We start from the raw sequence: 23,949 nt of genomic DNA on the forward strand, positions 1-23,949 counted from the left end.
GGGTCCCGGTCAGCGGACGGTGAGGGGCCGGCCGGTCCGGGCCGCGACGACCGCGGACTCGGCCAGCAGGCTCAGGCCCAGGACGAAGAGCACCGACTGCCCGACCGTGTGCGAGGCCACGCCGAGGGACACGGCGCCGGCGTCCAGGCCGAGGCGCAGCACGACGAGCAGCGCCATGAGCCCGAAGCAGGCCGGGCCCCAGCTCGTCACGAGCTGCCCGCCGGCCCGGCCCACCCGGACCAGGGCCCCGCGGGCCGCGCCCAGTCCGAGGGCGAGGCAGCCCGTGAGGACGAGGAACGCCGCCGCCGGCGCGTCGAGCACGACGTCGTGCAGCAGGAACACCCCCACGACGGTGAGGACCAGCGGCGTCCGGAACGACTCCTCGGCCACGGGGCGGGGCCGGGCCCGGCGGACCACGAGGAGCGCGACGACGACGAGGGCGGCGAGGACGGAGACGAGAGTGGTCATGGGGACGACCCTCCGCCGTGGACACCCCCGGCCGGATCGGCCCGCGGGTCCGTCCCGGGTGGAGAGCGGGTGGAGCCGCGGGTGGAGGTGGCCCTCGACCCAGGGGACGAGGACGGGGTCGCGGGCTGCGGCCTAGGGTTCCGGACGTGCCGGAGCGAGGACTGGAACGCCTGCGCCAGGAGTGGCGACGCACGACGGTGCCGCTGCGTGTCGTCGAGCTGCTCGTCGCGATGGTGCTGCTGCCGCTCCCCTGGGGGCGAGCCGTCTTGCCGTGGTGGCCGGTGCTCCTGCTCGTCGCGGCAGCCTGGGTGGCGTGGACGGTCCTCGACCCGCTCTCGATGCGCCGGCCCGACGCCCTCCTCGGGCGACGACGGATCGCGGTGGTCGCGCTCCTGGCGGTCGTCGCGTGCGGCGCCTCGTTCGTCGCGGCGCGCACCGAGGTCGGCTGGGTCTTCGCGCTCGCGGTCATCGCGGCCGTCGCGGGCGGGCGGGACGCCGGCATCGTCGGTGGCCTGACGGTCTTCCTCGCCGGGACGACCGGGGTGCAGCTCGGTCTCCTGGCCGCCGGCGGGACCTCCTGGTCGGCCGTCCTGGGGTACCCGGCGGGACTGCTGTCCGCCGCCTTCGGCGGGGTGCTGCGCGCCATGCGCCGCGACCGCGAGGAGCAGTCCCGCCGGTTGCTCACCGAGCAGGCGCGCGGAGCGGCGCTGGCCGAGCGGACGCGCATCGCGCGGGAGGTCCACGACGTCCTGGCCCACTCCCTGGGTGGGCTCGCGATCCAGCTCGAGGTCGCCGACGCGCTGCTGTCGGGGGACGGGGACCTCGACGAGCGCGGCCGCGCGGCCGTCCTGCAGCGCGTGCGGACGGCCCACGACCTCGCGACGGCCGGCCTGGAGGACACCCGCCGCGCGGTGCACGCGCTGCGCGTCGACGCCCCGCCGCTGCCGGACTCCCTCGCGGCGCTGGCCGCGGGGGCGGGGGAGAACGGGACCGAGGTGAGCCTGCGCGTCGCGGGGCGTCCCCGGCCGCTGGGCGCGGGGGAGGTGGCGTTGCTGCGGACCGCGCAGGAGGCCGTCGTCAACGCGGGCAAGCACGCGCCGGGGTCCCCCGTCGCCGTCGAGCTGACCTACCGGGAGGGCGACACCGAGCTCGTCGTCACCGACGGCGGGGCCCGGCACGCGGCCGCGGCCGGGTCGCTGCGGACGGTCGACGGGGGGTACGGCCTGGCCGGTCTGCGCGAACGGCTCGAACTGGCCGGGGGGTCGCTCGCGGCGGGCCCGCACGGGACGGGCTGGCGCGTCACCGCCCGGGTGCCGGCGTGAACGGGCCCGTGGGGGAGGATCCCCCCGTGAACGCCCCGGACGTCCTGCGCGTGGTGGTCGCCGACGACCAGACGATCGTCCGCGACGGCCTCGTCGCCCTGCTCGACCTGCTGCCGGAGTTCGAGGTCGTCGGCACGGCGGGGGACGGCGCGCAGGCCGTGGCGCGCGTCGCCGAACTCGCCCCCGACGTCGTCCTCATGGACCTCGGGATGCCGGGCGTCGACGGCGTCGAGGCCACCCGGCGGCTGACCGCCGAGCACCCGGGCACCGCGGTCGTCGTCCTGACGACCTACGCCGACGACGCCTCGATCCTCGGTGCGCTGCAGGCGGGTGCGCGCGGCTACCTGACGAAGAGCGCCGGCCGCGCCGACATCGCCCGCGCGTTGCAGGCGGCGGCCTCACGCCAGGTCGTGCTCGACGCCGACGTGCAGGCGCGGCTGCTGCAGGCGGCCGGAACCCCCGCGCCCCCGCCCACGACCGAACTGCCCGACGGCCTCACCGAGCGGGAGGCCGAGGTGCTGCGCCTCATCGCCCGCGGGCTGTCGAACCAGGACGTCGCGCGGGAACTGTTCGTCTCCGTCGCGACGGTCAAGACGCACGTCAACCACCTGTTCGCCAAGACCGGTTCACGCGACCGCGCCCAGGCCGTGGCCTACGCGCACACCCGCGGTCTGGTCTGACGTCCGGCCCGACGGCGCCCGCGAACGTCCCCACGGGGGAGAGGTCCGGCGTCAGGACGAGCCGCCAGGCCGCCGGGTCGCGCGCCGGGGGGCCGGGGTCGACGGCGTGCGCCAGCAGCCAGCGCCGCGACCGCGCCTGCTCCGCGCGCCACAGCGCCCGGTGCCGCCGCCACGACACGACGACGACCCCCGCCGACGCGAGGACCCCCAGCACCACCCACCCGAGCACCCGCGCAGGCTGCCCCGCCCCGCCCGCCACCCGGTGAACGCCCGCTGAACGGCCCCGTCGTCCGCGTGGAAAACACTCCCTCCGCCCTCGGAACACGTTTTCTGAGGGCGGAAAGTGTGTTTTCCACGCGGGAAGGGGGCCCTGCGAGGGGGTCAGAGGTCGCGGGCGGCGCCCTCGGAGGGCAGGGCGGTGAGGAAGCGGGGGGCGCGCAGGCCCTGCTCGGCGAAGGCGGTGGCGACGGCGGCCGCGACCTCCTCGACGCGCTCGGCGGCGAGGAGCGCGATGGCCGACCCACCGAACCCGCCGCCCGTCATGCGGGCGCCGAGCGCCCCGCGGGCGCGGGCCACCTCGACCGTCAGGTCCAGCTCGCGGCAGGAGACCTCGTAGTCGTCGCGCAGGGAGTCGTGCGAGGCGTCGAGCAGCGGCCCGACCTCGCCCGCGCGACCGGCCTGGAGCAGTTCGGCGGTGCGGCGGACCCGCTCGATCTCGGTGACGGCGTGCCGGACGCGGCGGACCAGCACCTCCCCGTCGGCCTCGGTGCCCAGGCGCTCGAGCGCGGCGTCGAGACCGGCCGGGTCGACGGCGCGCAGGTTCGCCACCCCGAGGAGTTCCGCGGCCCGCTCGACGTCGGCGCGGCGCTTGCCGTACTCCCCGCCGGCGTGCGAGTGCTCGGCGCGGGTGTCGACGACGAGCAGCGCGAGCCCCGCGCCGGCGAGGTCCAGCGCGACCTGCGTCACCGAGTCGTCGTCGGTGTCGAGCAGGATCGCGCCGCCCTCGTGGCAGCGCAGCGACGCCGCCTGGTCCATGCCACCCGTGTTGGCGCCCGCGACGACGTTCTCGGCGAGCTGGCAGGCGCTCGCGAGCCCGGCGCGGCCGGTGTCGTCGAGGGGGAGTTCGACGAGCTCGCCCAGGGCCACGGCGACGGCGCACTCCAGCGCGGCCGACGAGGACAGGCCGGACCCGTACGGGACGTGGCCGTCGACGAGGGCGTCGAAACCACCGGTGAGGGCGAGACCCTCGAACCCGTTCTGCTGCAGCGCCCACGGCACACCGGCCACGTAGGCGGCCCAGCCCTGCGGGGAGCCGGCGCCGACCTCGGCCAGCGGGACCTCGACGACGCCGGAGGGTTCCTGCAGCGAGCGGACGCGGACGACGCCGTCGGTGCGCGGACGCAGCGCGACGAACGTGCGGTGCGGCAGGGCCAGCGGCAGGCAGAGCCCACCGGTGTAGTCGACGTGCTCCCCGATGAGGTTCACGCGGCCCGGCGCGGACCACACGCCCTCGGGGTCGGTGCCGTACGCGGTGCGGAACTCCTGCGCCAGGGTCCGCGCGGTCTGCGCGCGGTCGGTCGCGTGGAAGAACTCGGTGCCAGGGGTGCTCATCGGGAAACCTCGCGCAGTCGGGCCGCCACCTTCTCAGGTGTCGTGTCGTTGATCCATGCCGCCATCGCTGACTCCGAGCCGGCGAGGAACTTCACCTTCCCCGGGCCCCGCAGGACGGAGAACACCTGCAGGTGCAGGCGGAACTCGTCGCGGCCCTCGCGGACGGGGGCCTGGAACCAGCCCGCGATGTAGGGCAGCGGGTGCTCGTCGGGGTAGTAGCGGTCGAGCCGGCCCAGCAGGTCGAGGTAGGCGCCCACGAGGTCGGCGCGCTCGGCGTCGGTGAGGGCGGGCAGGTCCGGGACGTCCCGGTGCGGGGCCAGGTGGACCTCGACGGGCCAGCGCGCGGCGGCCGGGACGTAGGCGGTGAAGTGCTCGGTCTCGAACACGACGCGGTCCCCGGCGCGGCGTTCGGCGTCCAGCACGTCGCGGAACAGGTTGCGGCCCGTGGCCTCCCGGTGCTCGCGGGCCCGGCGCAGCATCGTCTGCGTCTTCGGCGTCACGTACGGGTAGCCGTAGACCTGCCCGTGCGGGTGCGGCAGGGTCACGCCGATCTCGGCGCCGCGGTTCTCGAACACGAACACCTGCTCGACGCCCTCGGTCGCGCCGATCTCCTCGGTGCGGTCGATCCACGCCTCGAGCACCGTGCGGGCGCGGGTGGGGGACAGGGTCGCGAACGACCCGTGGGTGTCGGAGGTGAAGCAGACGACCTCGCAACGCCCGGCCGCGGGCATCGTCGGCCACAGCTCCTCGCCGTCGAGGAACCCCGCCTCGCCGCCGATGCGGTTCGAGAACGACGGGAACCGGTTCTCGAACGCGACGACGTCGTAGCTGGAGTCGGCGATCTCGGTGGGGAACCCCCCGGGCACGGTGGGGGCCAGCGGGTCCTGGTCCGGCGGGGGCATGAGGGTGCGGTCGTTGCGGTGGGAGGCCATCGCGATCCAGTCGCCCGTCAGCGGGTCGAACCGCACCTGCGACCCGCCGCGCACGGTCTCCTCGGCCGGCGGCAGCGGCCGGTGGTCGACCGCGTCGCGGACGCGCTCACCGGACAGCCAGGGTTCGGTGTCGTCGTAGTGGATCAGTTCGCGGCCGTCGGCCATCCGGGTCGACGTCTTGCGGAACGGGTGGCGCGCGGGTTCTGTGGCGGGTTCGGTCACGGGTGGTCCTCCGGGTCCTGCGGTGGGCTGGTGGGGGCGACGACGAGCTCGCCGACGTGCTCGGCGAGGGCGGTGCGGTCGTCGGGGGAGAGGCTGTCGTCGGTGACGAGCACGTCGACGTCGTCCAAGGGGGCGAACGAGGCGAGGCCGACGACGCCGAGCTTGGAGGCGTCGGCCACGACGACGACGCGGCTCGCGCACGCCATGAGCGCGCGGTTGGTGTCGGCCTCCAGGAGGTTCGGCGTCGTCAGGCCGGCGCGCAGGTCCAGGCCGTGCACGCCGAGGAACAGCACGTCGACGTGCAGGCCGGCCAGGCCCGCGTGCGCGACGGGCCCGACGAGCGCGTCCGAGGGGGTCCGGACACCGCCGGTGAGGACGACCGTGCGGCCCGACCCCGGCTCGTGCAGGACGTCTGCCACGCGCGGGGAGTTCGTCACGACCGTGAGGTCCGGCACCGCCCGCAGCTGCCCGGCGACCGCGACGGTCGTCGTGCCGGCCGACAGGGCCACGGACGCGCCCGCGTCGGCGAGGCGGACGGCCGCGCGGGCCACGGCCTCCTTGGCCGCGGTGCGCAGCGTCGACTTGGCGGCGAAGCCGGGCTCCTCGCTGGTGCGGCCGACCGCGGCGGCGCCGCCGTGGACGCGGGCCACGAGGCCCTGGCGGGAGAGCTCGCCGATGTCGCGGCGCAGCGTCATCTCGGACACGCCGAGGCGGTCGACGAGGTCGGCGATGCGCACGCCTCCGTGCGCGCGGACGGCGTCGAGGATCACCTCCTGCCGCTGGTGGGCCAGCACCCGTCGAGCATGACCGCGCCCCGGCGCAGAGTCAACCAGAACCGAACAGAACCGCACAGGAGGCGGCGGGACGGAGCACGCCGGACGGCTGGCAGGATGGAGCCATGGCGGACGGGACGACCGGGACGACGACGGTGGGGACGCAGGGGACGGGTGCGGGGACGCGCCCGCGGCTGCTGTCCGGGATGCAGCCCACGTCCGGCTCCCTCCACCTCGGCAACTACCTCGGCGCGCTGACGCAGTGGGTCGCCCTGCAGGAGACGCACGACGCCTTCTACTGCGTCGTCGACCTGCACGCCCTCACGGTCTCCCCGGACCCGGCCGAGCTGCGCGAGCGCACCCGCTGGACCGCCGCGCAGTACATCGCCGCGGGCGTCGACCCCGAGCGCTCGACCCTCTTCGTGCAGAGCCACGTGCCCGCCCACGCCCAGCTCGCCTGGGTCCTGTCGTGCCTCACGGGCTTCGGCGAGGCCGGCCGCATGACGCAGTTCAAGGACAAGTCCGCCAAGCAGGGCTCGGACTCCACGACGGTCGGGCTCTTCACCTACCCCGTCCTCATGGCGGCGGACATCCTGCTCTACCAGGCCGCCGAGGTCCCGGTCGGTGAGGACCAGCGCCAGCACCTGGAGCTGACGCGCAACCTCGCGCAGCGCTTCAACTCCCGCTTCGGCGAGACGTTCGCCGTGCCCGAGCCCTTCATCCCGGAGGAGACGGCGAAGATCTACGACCTGCAGGACCCGACGGCCAAGATGAGCAAGTCCTCGTCCTCGCCGAACGGCCTCGTCGACGTCCTCGACGACCCGAAGGTGACGGCCAAGAAGATCCGGTCGGCCGTCACCGACACCGGCCGCGAGGTCCTCTTCGACCCCGTCGAGAAGGCCGGCGTCTCCAACCTGCTGTCCATCCACTCGGCGCTGTCGGGCCGCTCGATCGCGCAGCTCGAGGCCGACTTCGCCGGCCGCGGCTACGGGGACCTCAAGAAGGAGCTCGCCGAGGTCGTCACCGACGCGCTCGCGCCGGTCCGGACCCGCACCCTGGAGCTCATGGCCGACCCGGGCGCCCTCGACGAGCTCATCGCGCGCGGGGCCGACCGCGCCAACGAGGTCGCCGAGCAGACGCTGGCCACCGTCCACGAGCGCGTGGGTCTGGTGGCGCGGCCGGCGGGCGGACGCCGGTGAGCTCACCACGAGCGACGGCCGACCCGGACGGTCAGCCGCAGGTCATCGGGGTCTCCATCCCCGTGCCCGCCCCGCACGCGGCCGAGCTGACCGCCTGGCGGGAGGACTTCGGCGACCCGCTGGCGCGGTCCATCCCGCCGCACATCACGCTGCTGCCGCCGTTCCCGCTCGTCCCGGGCACCCTGGACGCGGCCCGGGACCACCTCGAGGCGACCGCGGCGGCCGGCACGCCCTTCGACGTGCACCTGCGGGGCACCGCGACCTTCCGCCCCGTCTCGCCCGTCGTCTTCGTCCAGCTGGCCCGCGGCATCTCCGAGTGCGAGCTGCTCCAGGCCGCCATCCGGACCGGTCCGCTGGCCGCCGAGATCAACTTCCCGTTCCACCCGCACGTCACGGTGGCCCACGACGTCGACGAGGCCGCGCTCGACCGCGCCGAGCTCGTGTTGCGCGACTGGGAGGCGACCTTCACCGTGAAGGGGTTCAGCCTCTACGAGCACGGCGCCGACGGCGTCTGGCGGCCACGGGAGGACTTCACCTTCCAGCAGTGAGGGGAGCCCCGGCCGTGAGCGGCGCCGTGGACCAGGCCAAGGACGCCGTGAGCAGAGTCCAGCGGTCCTTCCCGTACCGGACGTACCAGCGCTACGGCAACGCCCGGGGCAACGTGCTGGCCGGTGGCATCGCCTACTTCGCCTTCTTCTCGATCTTCCCGGCCCTCATCGCCGCGTTGACGATCGTCGGCTTCCTCATGCAGGGCGTTCCCGAGGTGCGGGACTGGGTCGTCCGCAACCTCGTCTCGGGCGTCAACGCCTACGTCCCGGACCTGCTGCACGCGGGGCAGAGGCCGTTCGGGCCGCAGGACCGGGCCAACGGCATCTACATCGACGACTACCTCACCGGCTCCACGCTGACCTGGGCCCTCGTCGTCTCCGTCGTGACGGGCCTGTTCACCGGGCTCGGCTGGATCGACGGCATGCGCCAGGGGGTGCGCGCCGTCTTCGGCGAGGACGCCGGCGGCGGGAACTTCGCGGTCGTCAAGCTGCGCGACCTCGGGGGCATGGCCGTCATCGGCTTCGGCGTCCTGCTCTCGGTCGTCTCCGTCGTCGCCACCAACGCCGCGGGCGGGTTCCTGCTGGACCTGCTGGGCTTCGACCCGTCGACGTGGTCGAAGGTGCTGCTGGCCGTCCTGGGCTTCGCCGTCTCCTTCGTCATCGACACCCTGACGTTCCTCGTCGTGTTCCGCGTGCTGCCGGGGGCGGACGTCCCGCTCCGGGACCTGCTGCAGGGCGCGGCCTTCGGCGGGATCGGCATCGGGATCCTCAAGCAGTTCGGCGCGACCATCGCGGGCCGCAGCGCCGACGGCGGCGGGGCCTTCGTCGGGTCCGCGGTGACGCTCGTGGTCCTGCTCGTCCTCATGAACCTCATCGGGCGCCTCGTCCTGCTCGCGGCGTCCTGGGCGGCGCAACGGGCCGAGGACGCCGGGTCCCTGCGTCCCGACCTCATGGCGCAGGCGCGGCTGGCGGTCCCGCTCGGGCCGGAGGAACCCGAGACGCACGAGCGGCGGCTTCCGTTCGTGTCCGGGCTCGTGCTGGGCGCGGTGTCGGCGCTGGCCCTGGGGCGGGTCCGCCGGCGCTGACGCACAGGCGCGGGTGGGATGATCGTGCCCGTGGTGATCACGTGGTGATGTCGAAGCCGGTCAGCTGGTTCCTCGTCCTGTTCGGCGTGTGGAGCTGGTTCATCTGGCCCAACTTCCTGCGCAACATCTGGTCGGACCCGCGCTCGTTCGACGGTGGGCCGCAGCCGTTCTTCCTCGTCCACCTCGTCCTCGTCGTGGTGAGCCTCGCCTTCGGCACGGCCATCGCCGTCATCGGCATCCGGGGTCTGCGAGGATCGGGCCGCCGAACCCGCTGACCGACCCGCTGGAGCGACCGTGCCGAGCCAGAGCGCGCCGACCCTCGACTCCGTCGCCGCGCGCGCCGGGGTCTCGCGGGCGACGGCCGGGCGCGTCCTGTCGGGCTACGCGCGGGTCAGCGAGAACGCGCGGGAGGCGGTGCTCAAGGCGGCCGCGGAGCTGTCCTACGTGCCGAACCAGGCGGCGCGCTCGCTCGTCACGCGGCGCAGCGGCTCCGTGGCCCTCGTCGTGGTGGAGCCCGTCGAGCGGTTCTTCGCCGACTCCTACTTCCCGCTCGTGCTGAGCGGCGCCCAGGCCCAGCTCGCCGAGCGGGAGGTGCAGCTGGTCCTCGTCGTGCTCTCGACGCAACGCGAGCGGGAGCGCTTCGAGCGCTACGCCCGCGGCGGGCACGTGGACGGGGCGATCTTCGTCTCGGTCCACGGCGCGGACCCGCTGCCGCAGCACCTGCGCGAGGCCGGGCTCCCGGTCGTCCTCTCCGGCCGTCCCTACGACGAGGGCAGCTCCGTCCCGTTCGTCTCGGCCGACAACGTCGCAGGAGCGCGGACGGCGGCCGCGCACCTGCTCGAGCGGGGGTGCCGACGCGTCGTCACCGTCACCGGGCCGATGGACATGCGCGTGGGCCAGGAACGCCTCGAGGGGTTCCGCGCCGAGCTGCGCGCCCACCGGCAGCGCTGGAACGCCGCGCTCGCCGCACCCGGTGACTTCAGCGTCGACGGCGGCCGGGCGGCCACCGAGGCGCTGCTGGAGCGGTGGCCCGACCTCGACGGCGTGTTCGCCGCGAACGACCTCATGGCCGCCGGGGCCCTGCAGGCGCTGGCCGCGGCCGGGCGGTCCGTCCCGGGGGACGTGCGCGTCGTCGGGTTCGACGACGCTCCGCTCGCCGCCGCGGCGACCCCGCCGCTCACCACCGTCCGGCAGCCGGTGATCGCGATGGGCCGGGAACTCGCGCGGATGGTGCTCGCGCTCGTCGACGGACAGGAGTCCGTCCCCGACGTCGTGGCACCCACGGAACTGGTCCAGCGGGCCACGACCTGATCCGCCCGACCTGCAGCTTCCCCGGGCGTTGACACCCGGGGCCTCCTGGGTCCAGGCTGTGGGCATCCCTTGAGAGCGCTCTCACCGAGGAGAAGTCAGCTTGAGAGCGCTCTCACGGACCCTTCGATCACCGACGATCCGCCGCTCCGGCGGGGCCCGAGGAGTTCCCCATGCCCAGTGCTCGCCCCTCCCGCACCACCATCGTCGCGCTCGCCACCACGCTCGCCGGCGCCCTGCTCGTCACCTCGTGCAGCACCGCGTCCTCCGGGGGCGGACAGGCCAGCGCGGCCGACGGGAAGACGAACCTCACCGTCAGCCTCTTCGGCACCTTCGGCTACGAGGAGGCCGGGCTGTTCGACGAGTACGAGCAGCTCCACCCCGACGTGACCATCCAGTACGAGTCGACCCAGGGGGAGAACACCTACTGGCCGGCGCTGCAGACCAAGCTCGCCTCCGGCAACGGCACCGCGGACGTGCAGGGCATCGAGGTCGGCCGCATCGCCGACGTCGTGGCGGGCCAGGCCGCCAAGTGGACCGACCTGAAGGAGACGCCGGCCGGTTCCCAGGTCGCGAACTACCCGGACTGGAAGTCGGCCGCCGCCACGACGAAGGACGGGAAGGTCCTCGGACTCGGGACCGACATCGGACCCATGGCGCTGTGCTACCGCACCGACCTCCTCGGCCAGGCCGGGCTGCCCACCGACCCGGCGCAGCTCGCCGCCCGGATGGGGTCGTGGGACGACTACGTCGCCCTCGGCCGCGAGTACAAGGCGAAGGCCCCGGCCGGGTCGGCGTGGATGGACTCCGCCGGCGGGTTCTACAACGCGATCATCTCGACCGAGTCGACGATCTACTACGACGCCGACGGCAAGCTCGTCTGGAACTCCAACCCGGCTGTGCAGAAGGCGTTCGACACCGCCGCCGCGGCCGCCGACGAGGACCTCACCGCCAAGCTCGAGCAGTTCGAGGACCCGGCCTGGGACAAGGGGTTCGGTGGGGGAGCGTTCGCCACCATCGCCTGCCCGGCGTGGATGGTCGGGTACATCAAGGGCAAGGCGGGGGAGGCGGGCTCCGGGAAGTGGGGCATCACCTCCCTGCCCGGCGGCGCCGGCGGGAACTGGGGCGGCGCCTACCTCGGCATCCCCAAGGCCAGCAAGAACACCGAGGCCGCGGCCGAGCTCGTGAAGTGGCTCACCGACCCCGAGCAGCAGGCCAAGGTGTTCGAGGTGGGCGGGAACTTCCCGTCCAACACCGGGGCCTTCGACCTCGTCGCCGGGACGAAGGACGCCTACTTCCAGGACGCGCCGATCGGGAAGCTGTTCTCCGACGCGGCGCAGGCCGCCCCCACCCAGACCCTCGGGCCGGAGGACGCCGTCGTGAAGTCCTCGCTCGTGCAGGCGCTGCTGTCCGTGGAGACCAACGGCGTGAGCCCGGCCGACGCGTGGCAGGCCGCCACGAAGGACCTGGACAACCAGATCGGCTGACCGACCGGGGGACGGCCCACCGGCCGTCCCCCTCCGGTCTGCCCGACCCACCCGCCTGGAGGACCCGTGAGCACCCCGACCGCGTCACCGACACTCGGCCGGCACCGGCAGCCGGTGCCCGAGCCGTCGCCGACCCTGCGGCAGAAGCTGTTCCGCGCCGAGGGCCGGTTGGCCCCGTACGCCTACGTCGCCCCGTTCTTCCTGCTGTTCCTCGCGTTCGGGTTGTTCCCGCTCGTCTACACCATGTGGATCAGCTTCCACCGGTTCGAGCTGGGTTCGGACCCGGAGTGGACCGGCCTGGACAACTACGTCTGGCTGTTCAGCAACCCGAAGTTCTACAACGCCCTGCTCAAGACCGTCACCATCGGCGTCCTGTCGACGGTGCCGCAGCTGCTGCTGGCCCTCGGCCTGGCGCACCTGCTGAACTACCGGATGCGGGCCCGGACGGCGTTCCGCGTCTCGATGATCATGCCCTACGCGACGTCGGTGGCGGCCTCGACGCTCGTCTTCGCCCAGATCTTCGGCCGCGACGGCGGGCTGGCGAACTGGCTGCTGTCCCTCGTGGGCCTCGACGGCCTGGACTGGCGCAACGGTGACCTCAGCGCCCAGATCGCCATCGCCGTCATCGTCACGTGGCGCTGGACCGGGTACAACGCCCTCATCTACCTGGCCGGGATGCAGTCGATCTCGACCGACCTCTACGAGGCCACCGCCCTCGACGGCGCGAACCGGTGGCAGCAGTTCCTGCACGTGACGCTGCCGGGGTTGCGGCCCACCATCCTGTTCACCGTCGTCGTCTCGACCATCGGCGCCACCCAGCTGTTCGGCGAACCGCTGCTGTTCGGCGGTGTCGACGGCGGTGCCCTGAACCAGTACCAGACGCTCGGCCTGTTCATGTACCAGCAGGGGTGGGGCTTCGGTTCGCTCGGCCGGGCCGCCACCGTCGCGTGGGTGACGTTCCTGCTCATCGTCGTCCTCGTCCTGATCAACACCGCGCTGGCCCGCTGGCGCGACCGCGACCCCGAGGGAGCCCGCCGATGAGCGCGACCGGTGTGCGCGAGGCCGCCCTCGCCGCCCCCACCCCCGTCCCGGTGCGCCGGCGCCGCTACCGCGCCCCCGACGCGGCCGGTCCGCTCACCTACGTCCTGCTCGTCGTGACGGCGCTGCTGTTCGTCGTGCCCTTCTACTACATGGTCGTCGCGGCGAGCCGGCCGATGGCGGAGATGAACACCTCGCCGCCGCCGTTCCTGCCCGGCCCGGACCTGTGGCAGAACATCACGACCGCCGTGCAGCAGCAGGCCATCGGCCTGTCCATCGTGAACTCGCTCATCGTCTCGGGCGTGACGACCGTCGGGACGCTGGCGTTCTGCACCCTCGCCGGCTACGCCTTCGCCAAGCTCCGGTTCCGGGGCGAGAAGCCGCTGTTCGCCATCACCATCGGCACGCTGATGATCCCACCGTCGCTGGGCGTCGTGCCGCTCTACAAGCTCATGTCGGACTGGGGCCTGGCGGGGCGGCTGGAGTCGGTCATCCTGCCCTCGCTCGTCGGCGCGTTCGGCGTGTTCTTCATGCGGCAGTACCTCGTGCAGACGTTGCCCGACGAACTGCTCGAGGCGGCGAAGGTCGACGGGGCGTCCCAGATCCGCACCGTCGTCAGCATCGTCCTGCCCATCGCGCGGCCGGGGATGGCCGTGCTGGGGATGCTGACGTTCATGACGAGCTGGAACGACTTCTTCTGGCCCGTCATCACGCTGAACTCCACGATGCCGACCGTCCAGGTCGCGCTCAACAACCTGGGGTCGGGGTACGTCCCGGACACCGCCGTCATCATGGCCGGCACCCTCGTCGGCACCCTGCCCGTCATCGTCGTGTTCCTGCTGCTGGGCCGCCAGATCGTCAGCGGCATCATCGCCGGCGCCGTCAAGGGCTGACCCGCACCACCCGGATTCCCGAGAGGACAGCATGACCACCACCGAGGACCAGCCCACCACCACCACCACCACGGAGCTGCGCAGGTTCCCCGCCGGTTTCGCCTGGGGCACGGCCACGGCCGCCTACCAGGTCGAGGGGGCCGTGGCCGAGGACGGCCGCACGCCGTCCATCTGGGACACCTTCAGCCACACCCCCGGCCGCGTCGTGGACGGCGACACGGGTGACGTGGCAGACGACCACTACCACCGCTTCCGGGAGGACGTCGCGCTCATGCGGCGGCTGGGGACCACGACCTACCGGTTCTCCGTCGCCTGGCCGCGCATCACCCCGCAGGTGAGCGCGGACGCGCTCGGCCCGGTGAACCCCGCGGGCCTGCAGTTCTACTCCACCCTCGTCGACGAACTGCTGGCCGCCGGGATCGAACCCGTCGTGACGCTGTACCACTGGGACCTGCCGCAGGCCCTGGAGGACGCCGGTGGCTGGACCTCGCGCCGGACGGCCGAGCGGTTCGGCGAGTACGCCGAGGTCGTCGCGGCGGCGCTGGGGGACCGGGTCCGCACGTTCACGACCCTGAACGAACCCTGGTGCTCGGCCTACCTCGGGTACGCCTCCGGCGTGCACGCCCCGGGCCGGACCGAACCCGCGGCCGCCCTCGCGGCGGTCCACCACCTGAACCTGGCCCACGGCCTGGGGGCGCTGGCCGTCCGCCGGGCCGCCCCGTCGGCCCGGGTCTCGCTCACGCTGAACCTCGCGTGGGTGCGCACCGAGGGCACGAGCCCGGCCGACCACGACGCCGTCCGCCGCGTCGACGGCCTGCAGAACCGGGTGTTCCTCGACCCGGTGCTGCGCGGTGAGTACCCGGCCGACGTGCTCGTGGACACGGCGTCGGTCACCGACTGGTCCTTCGTGCTGCCGGGCGACCTCGACCTCGTCCACCAGGGCGTCGACGTCCTCGGCGTGAACTACTACAGCCCCACGGTCGTCCGCGCGTGGGACGGCAGCGCCCCGCGGGCCGAGAACGACGGGCACGGGAACAGCGCCCACAGCCCGTGGGTCGCCAGCACCGACGTCGAGTTCCCGGAGCTGCCCGGGCACACGACCGCCATGGGGTGGAGCGTCGACGCCCGCGGGCTGACGGAACTCCTCGTGCGGATGCACCGCGAGCACCCCGGTCTCGAACTGCTCGTCACCGAGAACGGCGCGGCCTACGACGACGTCGTGGTCGCCGGTCAGGTGCACGACGTCGAGCGCACCGAGTACCTGCACGCGCACCTGCACGCGGTCCTCGACGCCCTCGACGCCGGCGCACCGGTCCGCGGGTACTTCCTGTGGTCCTTCCTCGACAACTTCGAGTGGGGGTACGGGTTCTCCAAGCGCTTCGGCATCGTCCACGTGGACTACCTGACGCAGCGGCGGACCCTCAAGGACAGCGCGCTCTGGTACGCCGGCGTCATCGCGCAGAACGCGGTGCCCCAGGAGGTCGCCTCGCTCAGAGCGTGACGGTCGTGCCGACCGGGAGGAGTTCGACGGGCAGTCCGGTCAACTGCTCGGTGAACCGCGCGGACCCCTCCCGGCCGGCGTCGGACAGCATGAGGTCGTGGATGGCGACGACGCGCCTGGCCCCCACGGCGCGGACGAAGTCGACGCCCTCGCCGAGCTTCGTCCAGGGCCCGCTCGTCGGCAGCAGCACCGTGCCCACGGCCGTGCCGGGGACGTCGTAGGAGTCGCCCGGGTGGTAGACGGCGTCCTCGCCCTCGCCGATCACGTAGGCCACGTTCTGCATCGGGGGCAGGTCGGCGTGGATGACGGCGTGCTGCCCGCCCACGACGCGCACGCGGACCCCGGCCAGCTCGAACCCGTCGCCGGGGGAGACGGCCCGCACCCCGTCGACGACGTCCGCGACGCTCGCCGGCCCGACGACGGGCAGGTCCGGGCGGCGCGCCAGTTCCGCGCGCAGCGCGTCCGGCTCGACGTGGTCGGGGTGGTCGTGGGTGAACAGGACGGCGTCGGCGGCCGCGAGCAGTTCGGGCGTGTTCGGCGTGTAGGCGCCGGGGTCGACGAGCAGGGACGAGCCGTCCTGGGTCAGGACGACCGTCGCGTGCGTGTGCTTCGTGAGCTCCATGGCCCGATCATCCCCCCGGCCTCCCGGTGGACGGAGCCGCCCTTGCGTCCTCGGCCGACCGGCGGTTGGGTGGGGATCACTGCGCCGGCACCGACGCCGGCGCCGCGAAGGGAGATGCGTTCGTGACCACGACCGACACGTCCCACGGCAACCGCGCCGTCGCCTACCTCGGCCCCGGCCGGGTCGAGGTGCAGACCATCGACTACCCCACGTTCGAGCTCAAGGACGGCCCCGGCGTCAACCCGGCCAACGTCGGCCGGAAGGTCGACCACGGCGTCATCCTCAAGCTCGTCGCCACGAACATCTGCGGGTCGGACCAGCACATGGTCCGCGGCCGCACCACCGCCCCGCCGAACCTGGTGCTGGGCCACGAGATCACCGGTGAGGTCGTCGAGGTCGGCCGCGACGTCGAGTTCCTCGCGGTCGGGGACCTCGTGTCGGTGCCGTTCAACATCGCCTGCGGCCGCTGCCGCAACTGCAAGGAGCGCAAGACGGGCATCTGCCTCAACGTCAACCCCGACCGGCCGGGTTCGGCCTACGGGTACGTGGACATGGGCGGCTGGGTGGGCGGCCAGGCGGAGTACGTGCTGGTGCCGTACGCGGACTTCAACTGCCTGAAGTTCCCCGACAAGGACCAGGCGATGGAGAAGATCCTCGACCTGACGATGCTCTCGGACATCTTCCCGACGGGTTTCCACGGCGCGGTGACCGCCGGCGTGGGCGTCGGGTCGACGGTCTACGTGGCCGGGGCCGGGCCGGTCGGCCTCGCCGCCGCGGCCGGCGCCCAGTTGCTGGGGGCGGCCGTGGTCATCGTCGGCGACCTCAACGCCGAGCGGCTCGAACGCGCCCGCAGCTTCGGCTGCGAGACCGTCGACGTGTCGAAGGGCGACCCGCGCGACCAGGTCGAGCAGATCCTCGGCGTGCCCGAGGTGGACTGCGGCATCGACGCGGTCGGCTTCGAGGCGCGCGGCCACGGGTCGGGCTCGGCGACGGAGGCGCCGGCGACGGTCCTCAACTCGCTCATGGAGCTGACGACGGCCGGTGGGGCCCTGGGCATCCCGGGCCTGTACGTGACGGGCGACCCGGGCGGCGTCGACGAGGCGGCGAAGAAGGGCTCGCTGTCCCTCGACCTCGGCACCGGCTGGGCCAAGTCGCTGTCCTTCACCACGGGCCAGTGCCCGGTGATGAAGTACCACCGTGGTCTGATGATGGCGATCCTGCACGACCGCGTGCAGATCGCGAAGGCCGTCGGGGCGACGGCCATCTCGCTGGACGAGGCGCCCGACGCGTACGCCAAGTTCGACGCCGGCGCCCCGCAGAAGTTCGTCATCGACCCGCACGGGATGATCAAGCGCTGACAATCTGTCCAGATCCTGTGTCCTGAACTAGGCACATTGCCCATCGTCGACGCGCTACGGTGTGACTCCGCAGTGCGTCGACGATGGGAGCTGCTCGTGACCTCGGTGTTCCTCGACTCCTCGGCCGCCGTGCCGACCTTCCGCGAGCTGGCCGCGCCCGAGCGCGCCGCGCTGGCCGCGCTGGGTGCCCGGCTCACGGCCGACCCCGTGACGGAGCCCGACGCCTTCGGGCGCCAGGCCCGGCTGCTGGCGCGCGAGCTGCCCGCCGAGGTGGCCGAGTCGCTGTGGGCCTTCGAGGAGCGCGGCTCCGACTCCGGCGTGCTCGTCCTGCGCGGGCTCGAGGTCGGCGAACTGCCCGCCCCGCCGCCGGACAACCCCGGCGGCGTCGGCGGCCGCACCCTGCTCGCCCGCCAGCAGGCCATCGTCAGCCACGCGCTGGGCCACATGGTCGGCTACGCCGCCGAGGGCCACGGGCACCTCCTGCAGGACATGGTCCCGAACGCCAAGCTCGCCGCGACGCAGCAGTCGCAGGGCTCGCGCGTCGAGCTGGAGGCCCACACCGAGCAGTGCTTCTCCGCCCTGCGCCCCGACTACGTCGTCCTCGGCTGCCTGCGCGGCGACGCCGACGCCGCCACCTACGCCTTCCGTGCCCTCGACCTGCTCCAGCACGTCCACCAGAGCGACGTCATGGAGCTCTTCCGCCCGCTGTGGACGACGCTCGTCGACGAGTCCTTCGCCGACTTCCTCGACACCCGCGAGGTCCGCGGCCCGTTCTCGATCCTGTCCGGCGACGTCGACGACCCGACGATGCTCGTCGACCAGGACCTCATGCACGGCATCACCAAGCGCGCCCAGGCGCTGCTCGAGCGCGTGCTGGAGATCTACGTCGCGCACCGCCACGCCGTGACCCTCGAGCCCGGCGACGTGCTCATGCTCGACAACCTGCGCGCCATGCACGGCCGCTCGCCGTTCACCCCCCGCTTCGACGGGACCGACCGGTTCATCAGCCGCGGCTTCGTCACCCGCGACCTGCGCCGCTCGCGCTTCGCCCGCCCCGGCGGCGGTCGCGTCGTGCAGGCCAGCTTCTCCTGACGTCCGTCCCCGCCCGGCCCCCGCCGCGAGTGGTCCTCGTTGCCTCCCCGCGGTCGATGATCGACCCCGGGGAGGCAACGAGGCGTTCCCGAGGGGAGGGGTCAGCGGCGGCGGCGGTGGCCGCGGGCGGTCCAGCCGAGGTAACCGGTGAGGGCGGCCAGCGCGGCCCCCCCGACGGCCACGACCTTCGTCTCGTGCGGTTTGAGCCGTTCGGGGTCGGTCGAGCCGAGGGTGGCCAGCGCCTCGATGCCGGCGGAGACGACGAGGCCGACGACCAGACGGTTGCCGATGCGCTCCAGCCGGGCCACGAGCGGGTCCAGCTCGTCGGTCCGCAGCGAGACCGAGACGCCGTCGCGGTCGAGGACGTCGAGGAGCCGGCCGAGCTGACCGGGCAGTTCGACACCGAGCTGGGCGAAGTCCACGCCCGCCTGCCGGACCCGCTTGGCCAGCACGAGCGGGTCGAAGTGGCGCACGACCAGGCGCCGGGCGTAGGGGCCGAGGATCCGGCCCAGCTGGAAGTCGGGGTCCAGGCTCGTGCCGAGCCCCTCCGTCATGACGACCATCTTGACGACGAGCGCGAGGTTGCGGGGCAGCGCCAGGTGGTGCCGGCGCAGGATCTCCAGGACGTCGCGGACGATGTCGCCGACCTTGATCCGGCCCAGCGGCAACCCCTCGTACGTGCGCAGCAGGTGCGCGCAGTCGGTGGTCAGGCGGACCCGGTCGACACGGTGCTCGGTGACGCCGATCGTCGCGAACGCCGCGGCGATGCGCGCGGGGTCGCGGCGGTCGAAGGCCGCGAGCAGCATCGCCAGCTGCTCGCGGGAGCGCTCGTCCACCTCCCCGACCATCCCGTAGTCGAGCAGGCCGATGCGCCCCGACGGTTCGATGAGGAAGTTCCCCGGGTGCGGGTCGGCGTGGAAGAACCCGTGCTCGAACACCATGTCCGCCAGCAGCCGCGTCGCGCGGGCCGCCAGGGCGGAGCGGTCGATGTCGTGCTCGGCGAGGGCCTCCTCGTCGCTGATCTTGACCCCGTGCAGGCGTTCCAGGGTGATGACGCGCGACGTCGTGGTGTCCCAGAACACCTCGGGGATCCGGATGTCGGGGTCGCCGTGGAAGTTGCGCGCGAACCGCTCGGCGTTGTGGCCCTCGGACAGGTAGTCGAGCTCGGCGCGCAGCGTGTCCGCGAAGTCCGTCGCGAGGCCCACGACGTCGTAGTCCGCCGCCACGGACCAGCGGCGCGAGGCCTGGACGGCGAGGGTCCGCAGGATCTCCAGGTCGCCCTCGACCTCCTCCACGACGCCCGGGCGGCGGACCTTCACGACGACCTGCGTGCCGTCCTCGCGCACCGCGGTGTGGGCCTGGCCGATGGAGGCGCTGGCCAGCGGTTCGCGGCTGAAGTGGACGAACAGCTCCTCGGGGTCGTCCCCGAGCTCCTCCTCCACAGCGTGGCGCACGACCTCCCACGGGACCGCGCTCGCGCTGTCCTGCAGCTTCTCCAGCTCGCGCTGGAAGGCGGGGGACAGCAGGTCGGGGCGGGTGGAGAGGATCTGGCCGATCTTCACGGCCGTCGGGCCGAGCTCCTCCATGACGAGGCGCACGTGCTCGGCGCGCGTGTGGCGTTCGCGTTCGCGGGGCCGGCCGAACAGGTCCCAGTCGGTGCGCACCCACCGCTCGAGCCCGAGGGCGTCGATGAAGTACCCCAGACCGTGCCGGGACAGGATCCGGCTGATCTGCAGGTAACGGTCCTGGTGGCGCACGCTGTCTCCCCGCGGGTTGCCCTGCCGGGCACTCTACGCAGCGCCGTCCGGACCGCCCTCAGGGGCGGGTGAGGCGGTGGACGCCCACGGCGGCCGGCCCGGCGTGGGGGACGGCGTCCACCGTCCACGTGCGGGCCGCGCCCTCGAGGAACTCCGGTGCCGGCAGCCGACCGGGATCGGCGACGAGCGCGCGGCCGCCGGGGGCCGTGAGCGCCGGCAGCACGGCGAGCAGGGGAGCGACGTTGCGCCGTTCGTACAGGACGTCGGCCGCGAGCACGACGTCGAACGGCGGGGCCAGGGGCGCGGGGTCGTCCGTCCAGCTCCAGCGCTCCGCCCGCAGCGTCGCGCCGTTGCGCACGGCGTTGTCCCGCAGCAGGTCGACGGAGTCCGGGGCCCAGTCGGCCGCCGTCACGTCGTGCCCGGCGAGGGCCGCGCACAGCGACGGCACGCCGAGGCCCGCCCCGATCTCCAGCACGCGCAGCCGCCCGGTCAGCTCCGTCGGCAGCACGTCGGCCAGGACGAGGGCGCTCGGCCACAGCTCGGCCCAGTAGGGGACGAACTCGTCGTGGGCGAACGCCTCCTCGGTGAAGAGCGCCTCGAGGTCGCGCGGCATCTTGAGCGAGAGGTGGCGGCCCGCCGCCTGCACGTCGCGGTCGACGAGGTCCAGCACCTGTGGATCGTACCGACCAGCCGGACACCGGTCGGCGATACTGGTCTCGACCGAGGAGGTGGCCGTGGCTGCGGAGTTGAGTGGCGCTGCAGTGAGCCTGCTGCACCGCGAGTGGGTGTTCGAGGACCTGCTCGCCCTGCCCGACGACGGGTACCGCTACGAGATCCTGGACGGACAGCTCATCGTGACCCCGCCGCCCTCGGTCCTGCACCAGGACGTCATCGACAACCTGCGCACCGTGCTCCTCGGACGGGTACCGGAGGGGTGGCGGCTCAAGACGGGCGTCGGAGTGCGGATGCCCCGACTGGGGCCGGAGCGCTACGTCATCCCGGACCTGCTGGCTACGGCCGGGCCGCGACCGGAGCGGTACTACGAGCCGGAGGCCGTCCGCCTCGTCGTCGAGGTGGCGTCGGCGTCGACGGAGCTGCGGGACGCGGGCTCGAAGAAGGCGCTGTACGAGGCGCACGGCATCCCGACCTACCTGCTCGTCGATCCGGCGGCGAGGACCCTCACCGCGTGGGAGCTGGACGGGGGCGCGTACCGGACGGCGTGGCAGATGACCGACGACGTCCCCGGCCGGGACCTGCTGGCCGGAGTGCGGCTCGGGGAGCTGACCGCCGAACCCCACTGACCCCTGCGGCTCCGGGGGAACGACGAAGGGCCCGACCGGACGTTCCGGTCGGGCCCTCCGTCAGCTGCGGGTCAGAGCTTGCGCGAGATGAGCGCCTGCTTGACCTCGGCGATGGCCTTCGTGACCTGGATGCCGCGGGGGCAGGCCTCGGAGCAGTTGAAGGTCGTGCGGCAGCGCCACACGCCCTCCTTGTCGTTGAGGATCTCCAGGCGCAGGTCCGAGCCGACGTCGCGGCTGTCGAAGATGAACCGGTGCGCGTTGACGATGGCGGCCGGTCCGAAGTACTGGCCGTCGTTCCAGAACACGGGGCAGCTCGACGTGCACGCGGCGCACAGGATGCACTTGGTGGTGTCGTCGAACCGCTCGCGGTCGGCCTGGGACTGGATGCGCTCGCGGGTCGGCTCGGAGCCCTTGGTGATGAGGAACGGCATGACCTCGCGGTAGGCCGCGAAGAACGGCTCCATGTCGACGATCAGGTCCTTCTCGACGGGGAGGCCCTTGATGGGCTCCACGACGATCGGCTTCTTGATGTCGAGGTCCTTCAGCAGCGTCTTGCACGCCAGGCGGTTGCGGCCGTTGATGCGCATGGCGTCGGACCCGCAGACGCCGTGGGCGCAGGAACGGCGGAACGACAGCCGGCCGTCCTGCTCCCACTTCACCTTGTGCAGCGCGTCGAGGACGCGGTCGGTGCCGTGCATCGTCAGCTCGTAGGACTCCCAGTGCGGTTCGGAGTCCTGCTCCGGGTCGTACCGGCGCACCTTGAGCGTGATGGTGAACGAGGGGATCTCGCCCGTGGGCGACACGGCGTCGCCCTCGCGCGGGGCAGCACCGCCGGAACCCTCGCGGGCGCGGTCGGCCGACTTCGCCGGGCCCGCTTCGCCGTTGGTCTCGGCCGGGCTGGTCTCGGACGTGGACATCAGTACTTGCGCTCCATCGGCTGGTAGCGGGTCTGGACGACGGGCTTGAAGTCCAGGCGCGTCGTGTACGACCCGTCGGCGGCGTGCTCGCGGTAGACCATCGTGTGCCGCATGTAGTTCACGTCGTCGCGGTTGGGGTAGTCCTCGCGGAAGTGCCCGCCGCGGGACTCCTTGCGCTCCAGCGCACCGAGGCACATGGACTCGGCGAGGTCGAGGAGGAACCCGAGCTCGAGGCCCTCGAGCAGGTCGAGGTTGAACCGCTTGCCCTTGTCCTGGACCGAGGCGCGGGCGTAGCGCTCCTTGAGCCGGTCGATGTCCGTGAGCGCCTGCTTGAGCGTCGCCTCGGTGCGGAACACCTGGGCGTTGGCGTCCATCGTGTCCTGCAGCTCGCGGCGGATGTCCGAGATGCGCTCGCCCTGGGGGCGGTCGCGCAGGTCGGCCATCCAGTTCACGACGGGCAGTTCGGAACCGTCGGGGACGGCGATCCACTCGGCCTTCGTCGCGTACTCCGCGGCGGCGATGCCGGCGCGGCGGCCGAACACGTTGATGTCGAGCAGCGAGTTCGTGCCGAGGCGGTTGGAGCCGTGGACCGAGACGCAGGCGACCTCGCCGGCCGCGTACAGGCCCGGGACGACACGGGTGTTGTCCTGCAGGACCTCCGTGTCGATGTTCGTCGGCACGCCGCCCATCGCGTAGTGCGCGGTCGGGTACACCGGGACGGGCTCGGTGTACGGCTCGACACCGAGGTAGGTGCGGGCGAACTCGGTGATGTCGGGCAGCTTGGCGTCGATGTGCGCGGGTTCGAGGTGGGTCAGGTCCAGCAGGACGTAGTCCTTGTTCGGCCCGGCCCCGCGGCCTTCGCGCACCTCGTTGGCCATCGAGCGGGCGACGATGTCGCGCGGCGCGAGGTCCTTGATGGTGGGCGCGTAGCGCTCCATGAACCGCTCGCCGTCGGCGTTGCGCAGGATCCCGCCCTCGCCGCGGGCTGCCTCGGAGAGCAGGATCCCCAGGCCCGCCAGACCCGTCGGGTGGAACTGGTAGAACTCCATGTCCTCCAGGGGCAGACCGCGCCGGTAGGCGAGGGCCATGCCGTCCCCGGTGAGGGTGTGGGCGTTCGACGTCGTCTTGTACACCTTGCCGGCGCCGCCGGTGGCCAGGACGACCGACTTGGCCTGGAAGATGTGGATCTCGCCCGTGGCCAGCTCGTAGGCCACGACGCCCGCGATGCGCTTGTCACCGGGGGTCCCGATGGTCGGCGGGGTCGCCAGGCCGGGCTGGTCCGCCGCGCCCTCGATCTCCGAGCCGGTCTTGGCCTCGGAGGTGGGGACGAGCAGCAGGTCGAGGACGTAGAACTCGTTGAAGAACTCGACCTCGTGCTTGACGCACTGCTGGTAGAGCGTCTGCAGGATCATGTGGCCCGTGCGGTCCGCGGCGAAGCAGCTGCGGCGCACCGGGGACTTGCCGTGGTCGCGGGTGTGCCCGCCGAACCGGCGCTGGTCGATCTTGCCCTCGGGGGTGCGGTTGAACGGCAGCCCCATCTTCTCGAGGTCCAGGACCGCGTCGATGGCCTCCTTGCACATCACCTCGGCGGCGTCCTGGTCGACGAGGTAGTCACCGCCCTTGACGGTGTCGAAGGTGTGCCACTCCCAGTTGTCCTCCTCGACGTTCGCCAGCGCGGCGCACATGCCGCCCTGGGCCGCACCGGTGTGCGACCGCGTCGGGTAGAGCTTGGTGAGCACCGCGGTGCGGGCGCGCTGCCCGGACTCGAGGGCCGCGCGCATCCCGGCGCCGCCGGCCCCGACGATGACGACGTCGAACTGGTGGGTCTGCATGAG

The 23,949-nt window shown here is 73.0% G+C and carries 22 protein-coding genes and 2 pseudogenes; 14 read left to right on the forward strand and 10 right to left on the reverse strand.

The annotated features are described in order from the left end of the window. Positions 1-9: 9 nt before the first annotated feature. Positions 10-468 (reverse strand): hypothetical protein, encoded by a 459-nt coding sequence (locus AB1207_RS11225; RefSeq protein ID WP_367638347.1) that lies wholly within the window; start codon positions 466-468, stop codon positions 10-12. 146 nt (positions 469-614) lie between these two features. On the opposite strand from AB1207_RS11225, the gene AB1207_RS11230 reads away from it, so the two are divergent. Further along, positions 615-1,790 (forward strand): sensor histidine kinase, encoded by a 1,176-nt coding sequence (locus tag AB1207_RS11230; protein WP_367638348.1) that lies wholly within the window; start codon positions 615-617, stop codon positions 1,788-1,790. Between the two features lie 26 nt (positions 1,791-1,816). After that, complete coding sequence (locus AB1207_RS11235) at positions 1,817-2,470, forward strand: response regulator (RefSeq protein ID WP_367638350.1); 654 nt, start codon at positions 1,817-1,819, stop codon at positions 2,468-2,470. A gap of 381 nt (positions 2,471-2,851) precedes the next feature. On the opposite strand, the gene galK is transcribed toward AB1207_RS11235, so the two are convergent. Genes galK through AB1207_RS11250 form a run of 3 tightly spaced genes read right to left on the reverse strand, consistent with a single transcriptional unit; the run spans position 2,852 to position 6,029 of the window. Continuing rightward, a complete protein-coding gene (galK, locus tag AB1207_RS11240) occupies positions 2,852-4,081 on the reverse strand; it encodes a galactokinase (RefSeq protein WP_367638352.1) in 1,230 nt (409 codons plus the stop codon). Further along, a complete protein-coding gene (gene galT / locus AB1207_RS11245; RefSeq protein WP_367638624.1) occupies positions 4,078-5,178 on the reverse strand; it encodes a galactose-1-phosphate uridylyltransferase in 1,101 nt (366 codons plus the stop codon). Before galT ends, galK begins: the two co-directional genes overlap by 4 nt. Before the next feature lie 53 nt (positions 5,179-5,231). Then, a complete protein-coding gene (locus AB1207_RS11250; protein WP_367638354.1) occupies positions 5,232-6,029 on the reverse strand; it encodes a DeoR/GlpR family DNA-binding transcription regulator in 798 nt (265 codons plus the stop codon). 104 nt (positions 6,030-6,133) lie between these two features. Between AB1207_RS11250 and trpS the strand changes: the two genes are divergently transcribed. From trpS to AB1207_RS11295, 9 genes are all read left to right on the forward strand, one after another. After that, complete coding sequence (trpS, locus tag AB1207_RS11255) at positions 6,134-7,207, forward strand: tryptophan--tRNA ligase (RefSeq protein WP_367638355.1); 1,074 nt, start codon at positions 6,134-6,136, stop codon at positions 7,205-7,207. Next, positions 7,204-7,755 (forward strand): 2'-5' RNA ligase family protein, encoded by a 552-nt coding sequence (locus AB1207_RS11260; RefSeq protein WP_367638356.1) that lies wholly within the window; start codon positions 7,204-7,206, stop codon positions 7,753-7,755. The genes trpS and AB1207_RS11260 overlap by 4 nt, the downstream gene beginning before the upstream one ends. A gap of 14 nt (positions 7,756-7,769) precedes the next feature. Further along, on the forward strand, positions 7,770-8,840 hold the full coding sequence (locus AB1207_RS11265; protein WP_367638358.1) for a YihY/virulence factor BrkB family protein: 1,071 nt from the start codon (positions 7,770-7,772) through the stop codon (positions 8,838-8,840). Positions 8,841-8,881: 41 nt separating this feature from the next. Then, complete coding sequence (locus AB1207_RS11270) at positions 8,882-9,115, forward strand: SCO4848 family membrane protein (RefSeq protein ID WP_367638360.1); 234 nt, start codon at positions 8,882-8,884, stop codon at positions 9,113-9,115. Between the two features lie 19 nt (positions 9,116-9,134). Beyond that, positions 9,135-10,151: a LacI family DNA-binding transcriptional regulator gene (locus AB1207_RS11275; RefSeq protein WP_367638361.1), complete on the forward strand. Its 1,017-nt coding sequence runs from the start codon at positions 9,135-9,137 to the stop codon at positions 10,149-10,151. Positions 10,152-10,321: 170 nt separating this feature from the next. Then, on the forward strand, positions 10,322-11,635 hold the full coding sequence (locus tag AB1207_RS11280) for an ABC transporter substrate-binding protein (protein WP_367638363.1): 1,314 nt from the start codon (positions 10,322-10,324) through the stop codon (positions 11,633-11,635). A 66-nt stretch (positions 11,636-11,701) separates the two neighbouring features. After that, positions 11,702-12,676 carry a carbohydrate ABC transporter permease gene (locus AB1207_RS11285; protein WP_437178915.1) on the forward strand — a complete coding sequence of 325 codons (975 nt, stop codon included), beginning with the start codon at positions 11,702-11,704 and terminating at the stop codon, positions 12,674-12,676. Continuing rightward, complete coding sequence (locus AB1207_RS11290; RefSeq protein ID WP_367638365.1) at positions 12,673-13,566, forward strand: carbohydrate ABC transporter permease; 894 nt, start codon at positions 12,673-12,675, stop codon at positions 13,564-13,566. Before AB1207_RS11285 ends, AB1207_RS11290 begins: the two co-directional genes overlap by 4 nt. Positions 13,567-13,597: 31 nt before the next feature. Next, the gene (locus AB1207_RS11295) at positions 13,598-15,067 is read left to right on the forward strand and encodes a GH1 family beta-glucosidase (protein ID WP_367638366.1); all 1,470 of its coding nucleotides are present in this window, start codon (positions 13,598-13,600) and stop codon (positions 15,065-15,067) included. On the opposite strand, the gene AB1207_RS11300 is transcribed toward AB1207_RS11295, so the two are convergent. After that, a complete protein-coding gene (locus AB1207_RS11300; RefSeq protein ID WP_367638367.1) occupies positions 15,057-15,689 on the reverse strand; it encodes an MBL fold metallo-hydrolase in 633 nt (210 codons plus the stop codon). The two genes, AB1207_RS11295 and AB1207_RS11300, sit on opposite strands and share 11 nt — an antisense overlap. Before the next feature lie 122 nt (positions 15,690-15,811). Between AB1207_RS11300 and fdhA the strand changes: the two genes are divergently transcribed. After that, entirely contained in the window at positions 15,812-17,047 is a 1,236-nt protein-coding gene (fdhA, locus tag AB1207_RS11305; protein ID WP_367638368.1) for a formaldehyde dehydrogenase, glutathione-independent, read from the forward strand. A gap of 96 nt (positions 17,048-17,143) precedes the next feature. Then, on the forward strand, positions 17,144-18,139 hold the full coding sequence (locus AB1207_RS11310; RefSeq protein ID WP_367638369.1) for a TauD/TfdA family dioxygenase: 996 nt from the start codon (positions 17,144-17,146) through the stop codon (positions 18,137-18,139). A gap of 101 nt (positions 18,140-18,240) precedes the next feature. On the opposite strand, the gene AB1207_RS11315 is transcribed toward AB1207_RS11310, so the two are convergent. Then, positions 18,241-19,896: an ABC1 kinase family protein gene (locus tag AB1207_RS11315; protein WP_367638370.1), complete on the reverse strand. Its 1,656-nt coding sequence runs from the start codon at positions 19,894-19,896 to the stop codon at positions 18,241-18,243. Positions 19,897-19,954: 58 nt separating this feature from the next. Then, complete coding sequence (locus tag AB1207_RS11320; RefSeq protein ID WP_367638371.1) at positions 19,955-20,566, reverse strand: class I SAM-dependent methyltransferase; 612 nt, start codon at positions 20,564-20,566, stop codon at positions 19,955-19,957. A 64-nt stretch (positions 20,567-20,630) separates the two neighbouring features. On the opposite strand from AB1207_RS11320, the gene AB1207_RS11325 reads away from it, so the two are divergent. After that, positions 20,631-21,197: a Uma2 family endonuclease gene (locus AB1207_RS11325; RefSeq protein WP_367638373.1), complete on the forward strand. Its 567-nt coding sequence runs from the start codon at positions 20,631-20,633 to the stop codon at positions 21,195-21,197. Between the two features lie 71 nt (positions 21,198-21,268). On the opposite strand, the gene AB1207_RS11330 is transcribed toward AB1207_RS11325, so the two are convergent. The 3 genes and pseudogenes from AB1207_RS11330 to AB1207_RS11335 all read right to left on the reverse strand — a co-directional run. After that, a complete protein-coding gene (locus AB1207_RS11330; RefSeq protein WP_367638375.1) occupies positions 21,269-22,114 on the reverse strand; it encodes a succinate dehydrogenase iron-sulfur subunit in 846 nt (281 codons plus the stop codon). Further along, positions 22,114-22,521, reverse strand: a pseudogene (locus AB1207_RS24490) (succinate dehydrogenase/fumarate reductase flavoprotein subunit); the annotation flags it as partial. The pseudogene AB1207_RS24490 and the gene AB1207_RS11330, both read right to left, overlap by 1 nt. 83 nt (positions 22,522-22,604) lie before the next feature. Then, positions 22,605-23,946, reverse strand: a pseudogene (locus AB1207_RS11335) (FAD-binding protein); the annotation flags it as partial. Positions 23,947-23,949: the final 3 nt, after the last annotated feature.

The organism is Kineococcus endophyticus (assembly GCF_040796495.1).
GTDB classification, from domain to species: Bacteria; Actinomycetota; Actinomycetes; order Actinomycetales; family Kineococcaceae; genus Kineococcus; species Kineococcus endophyticus.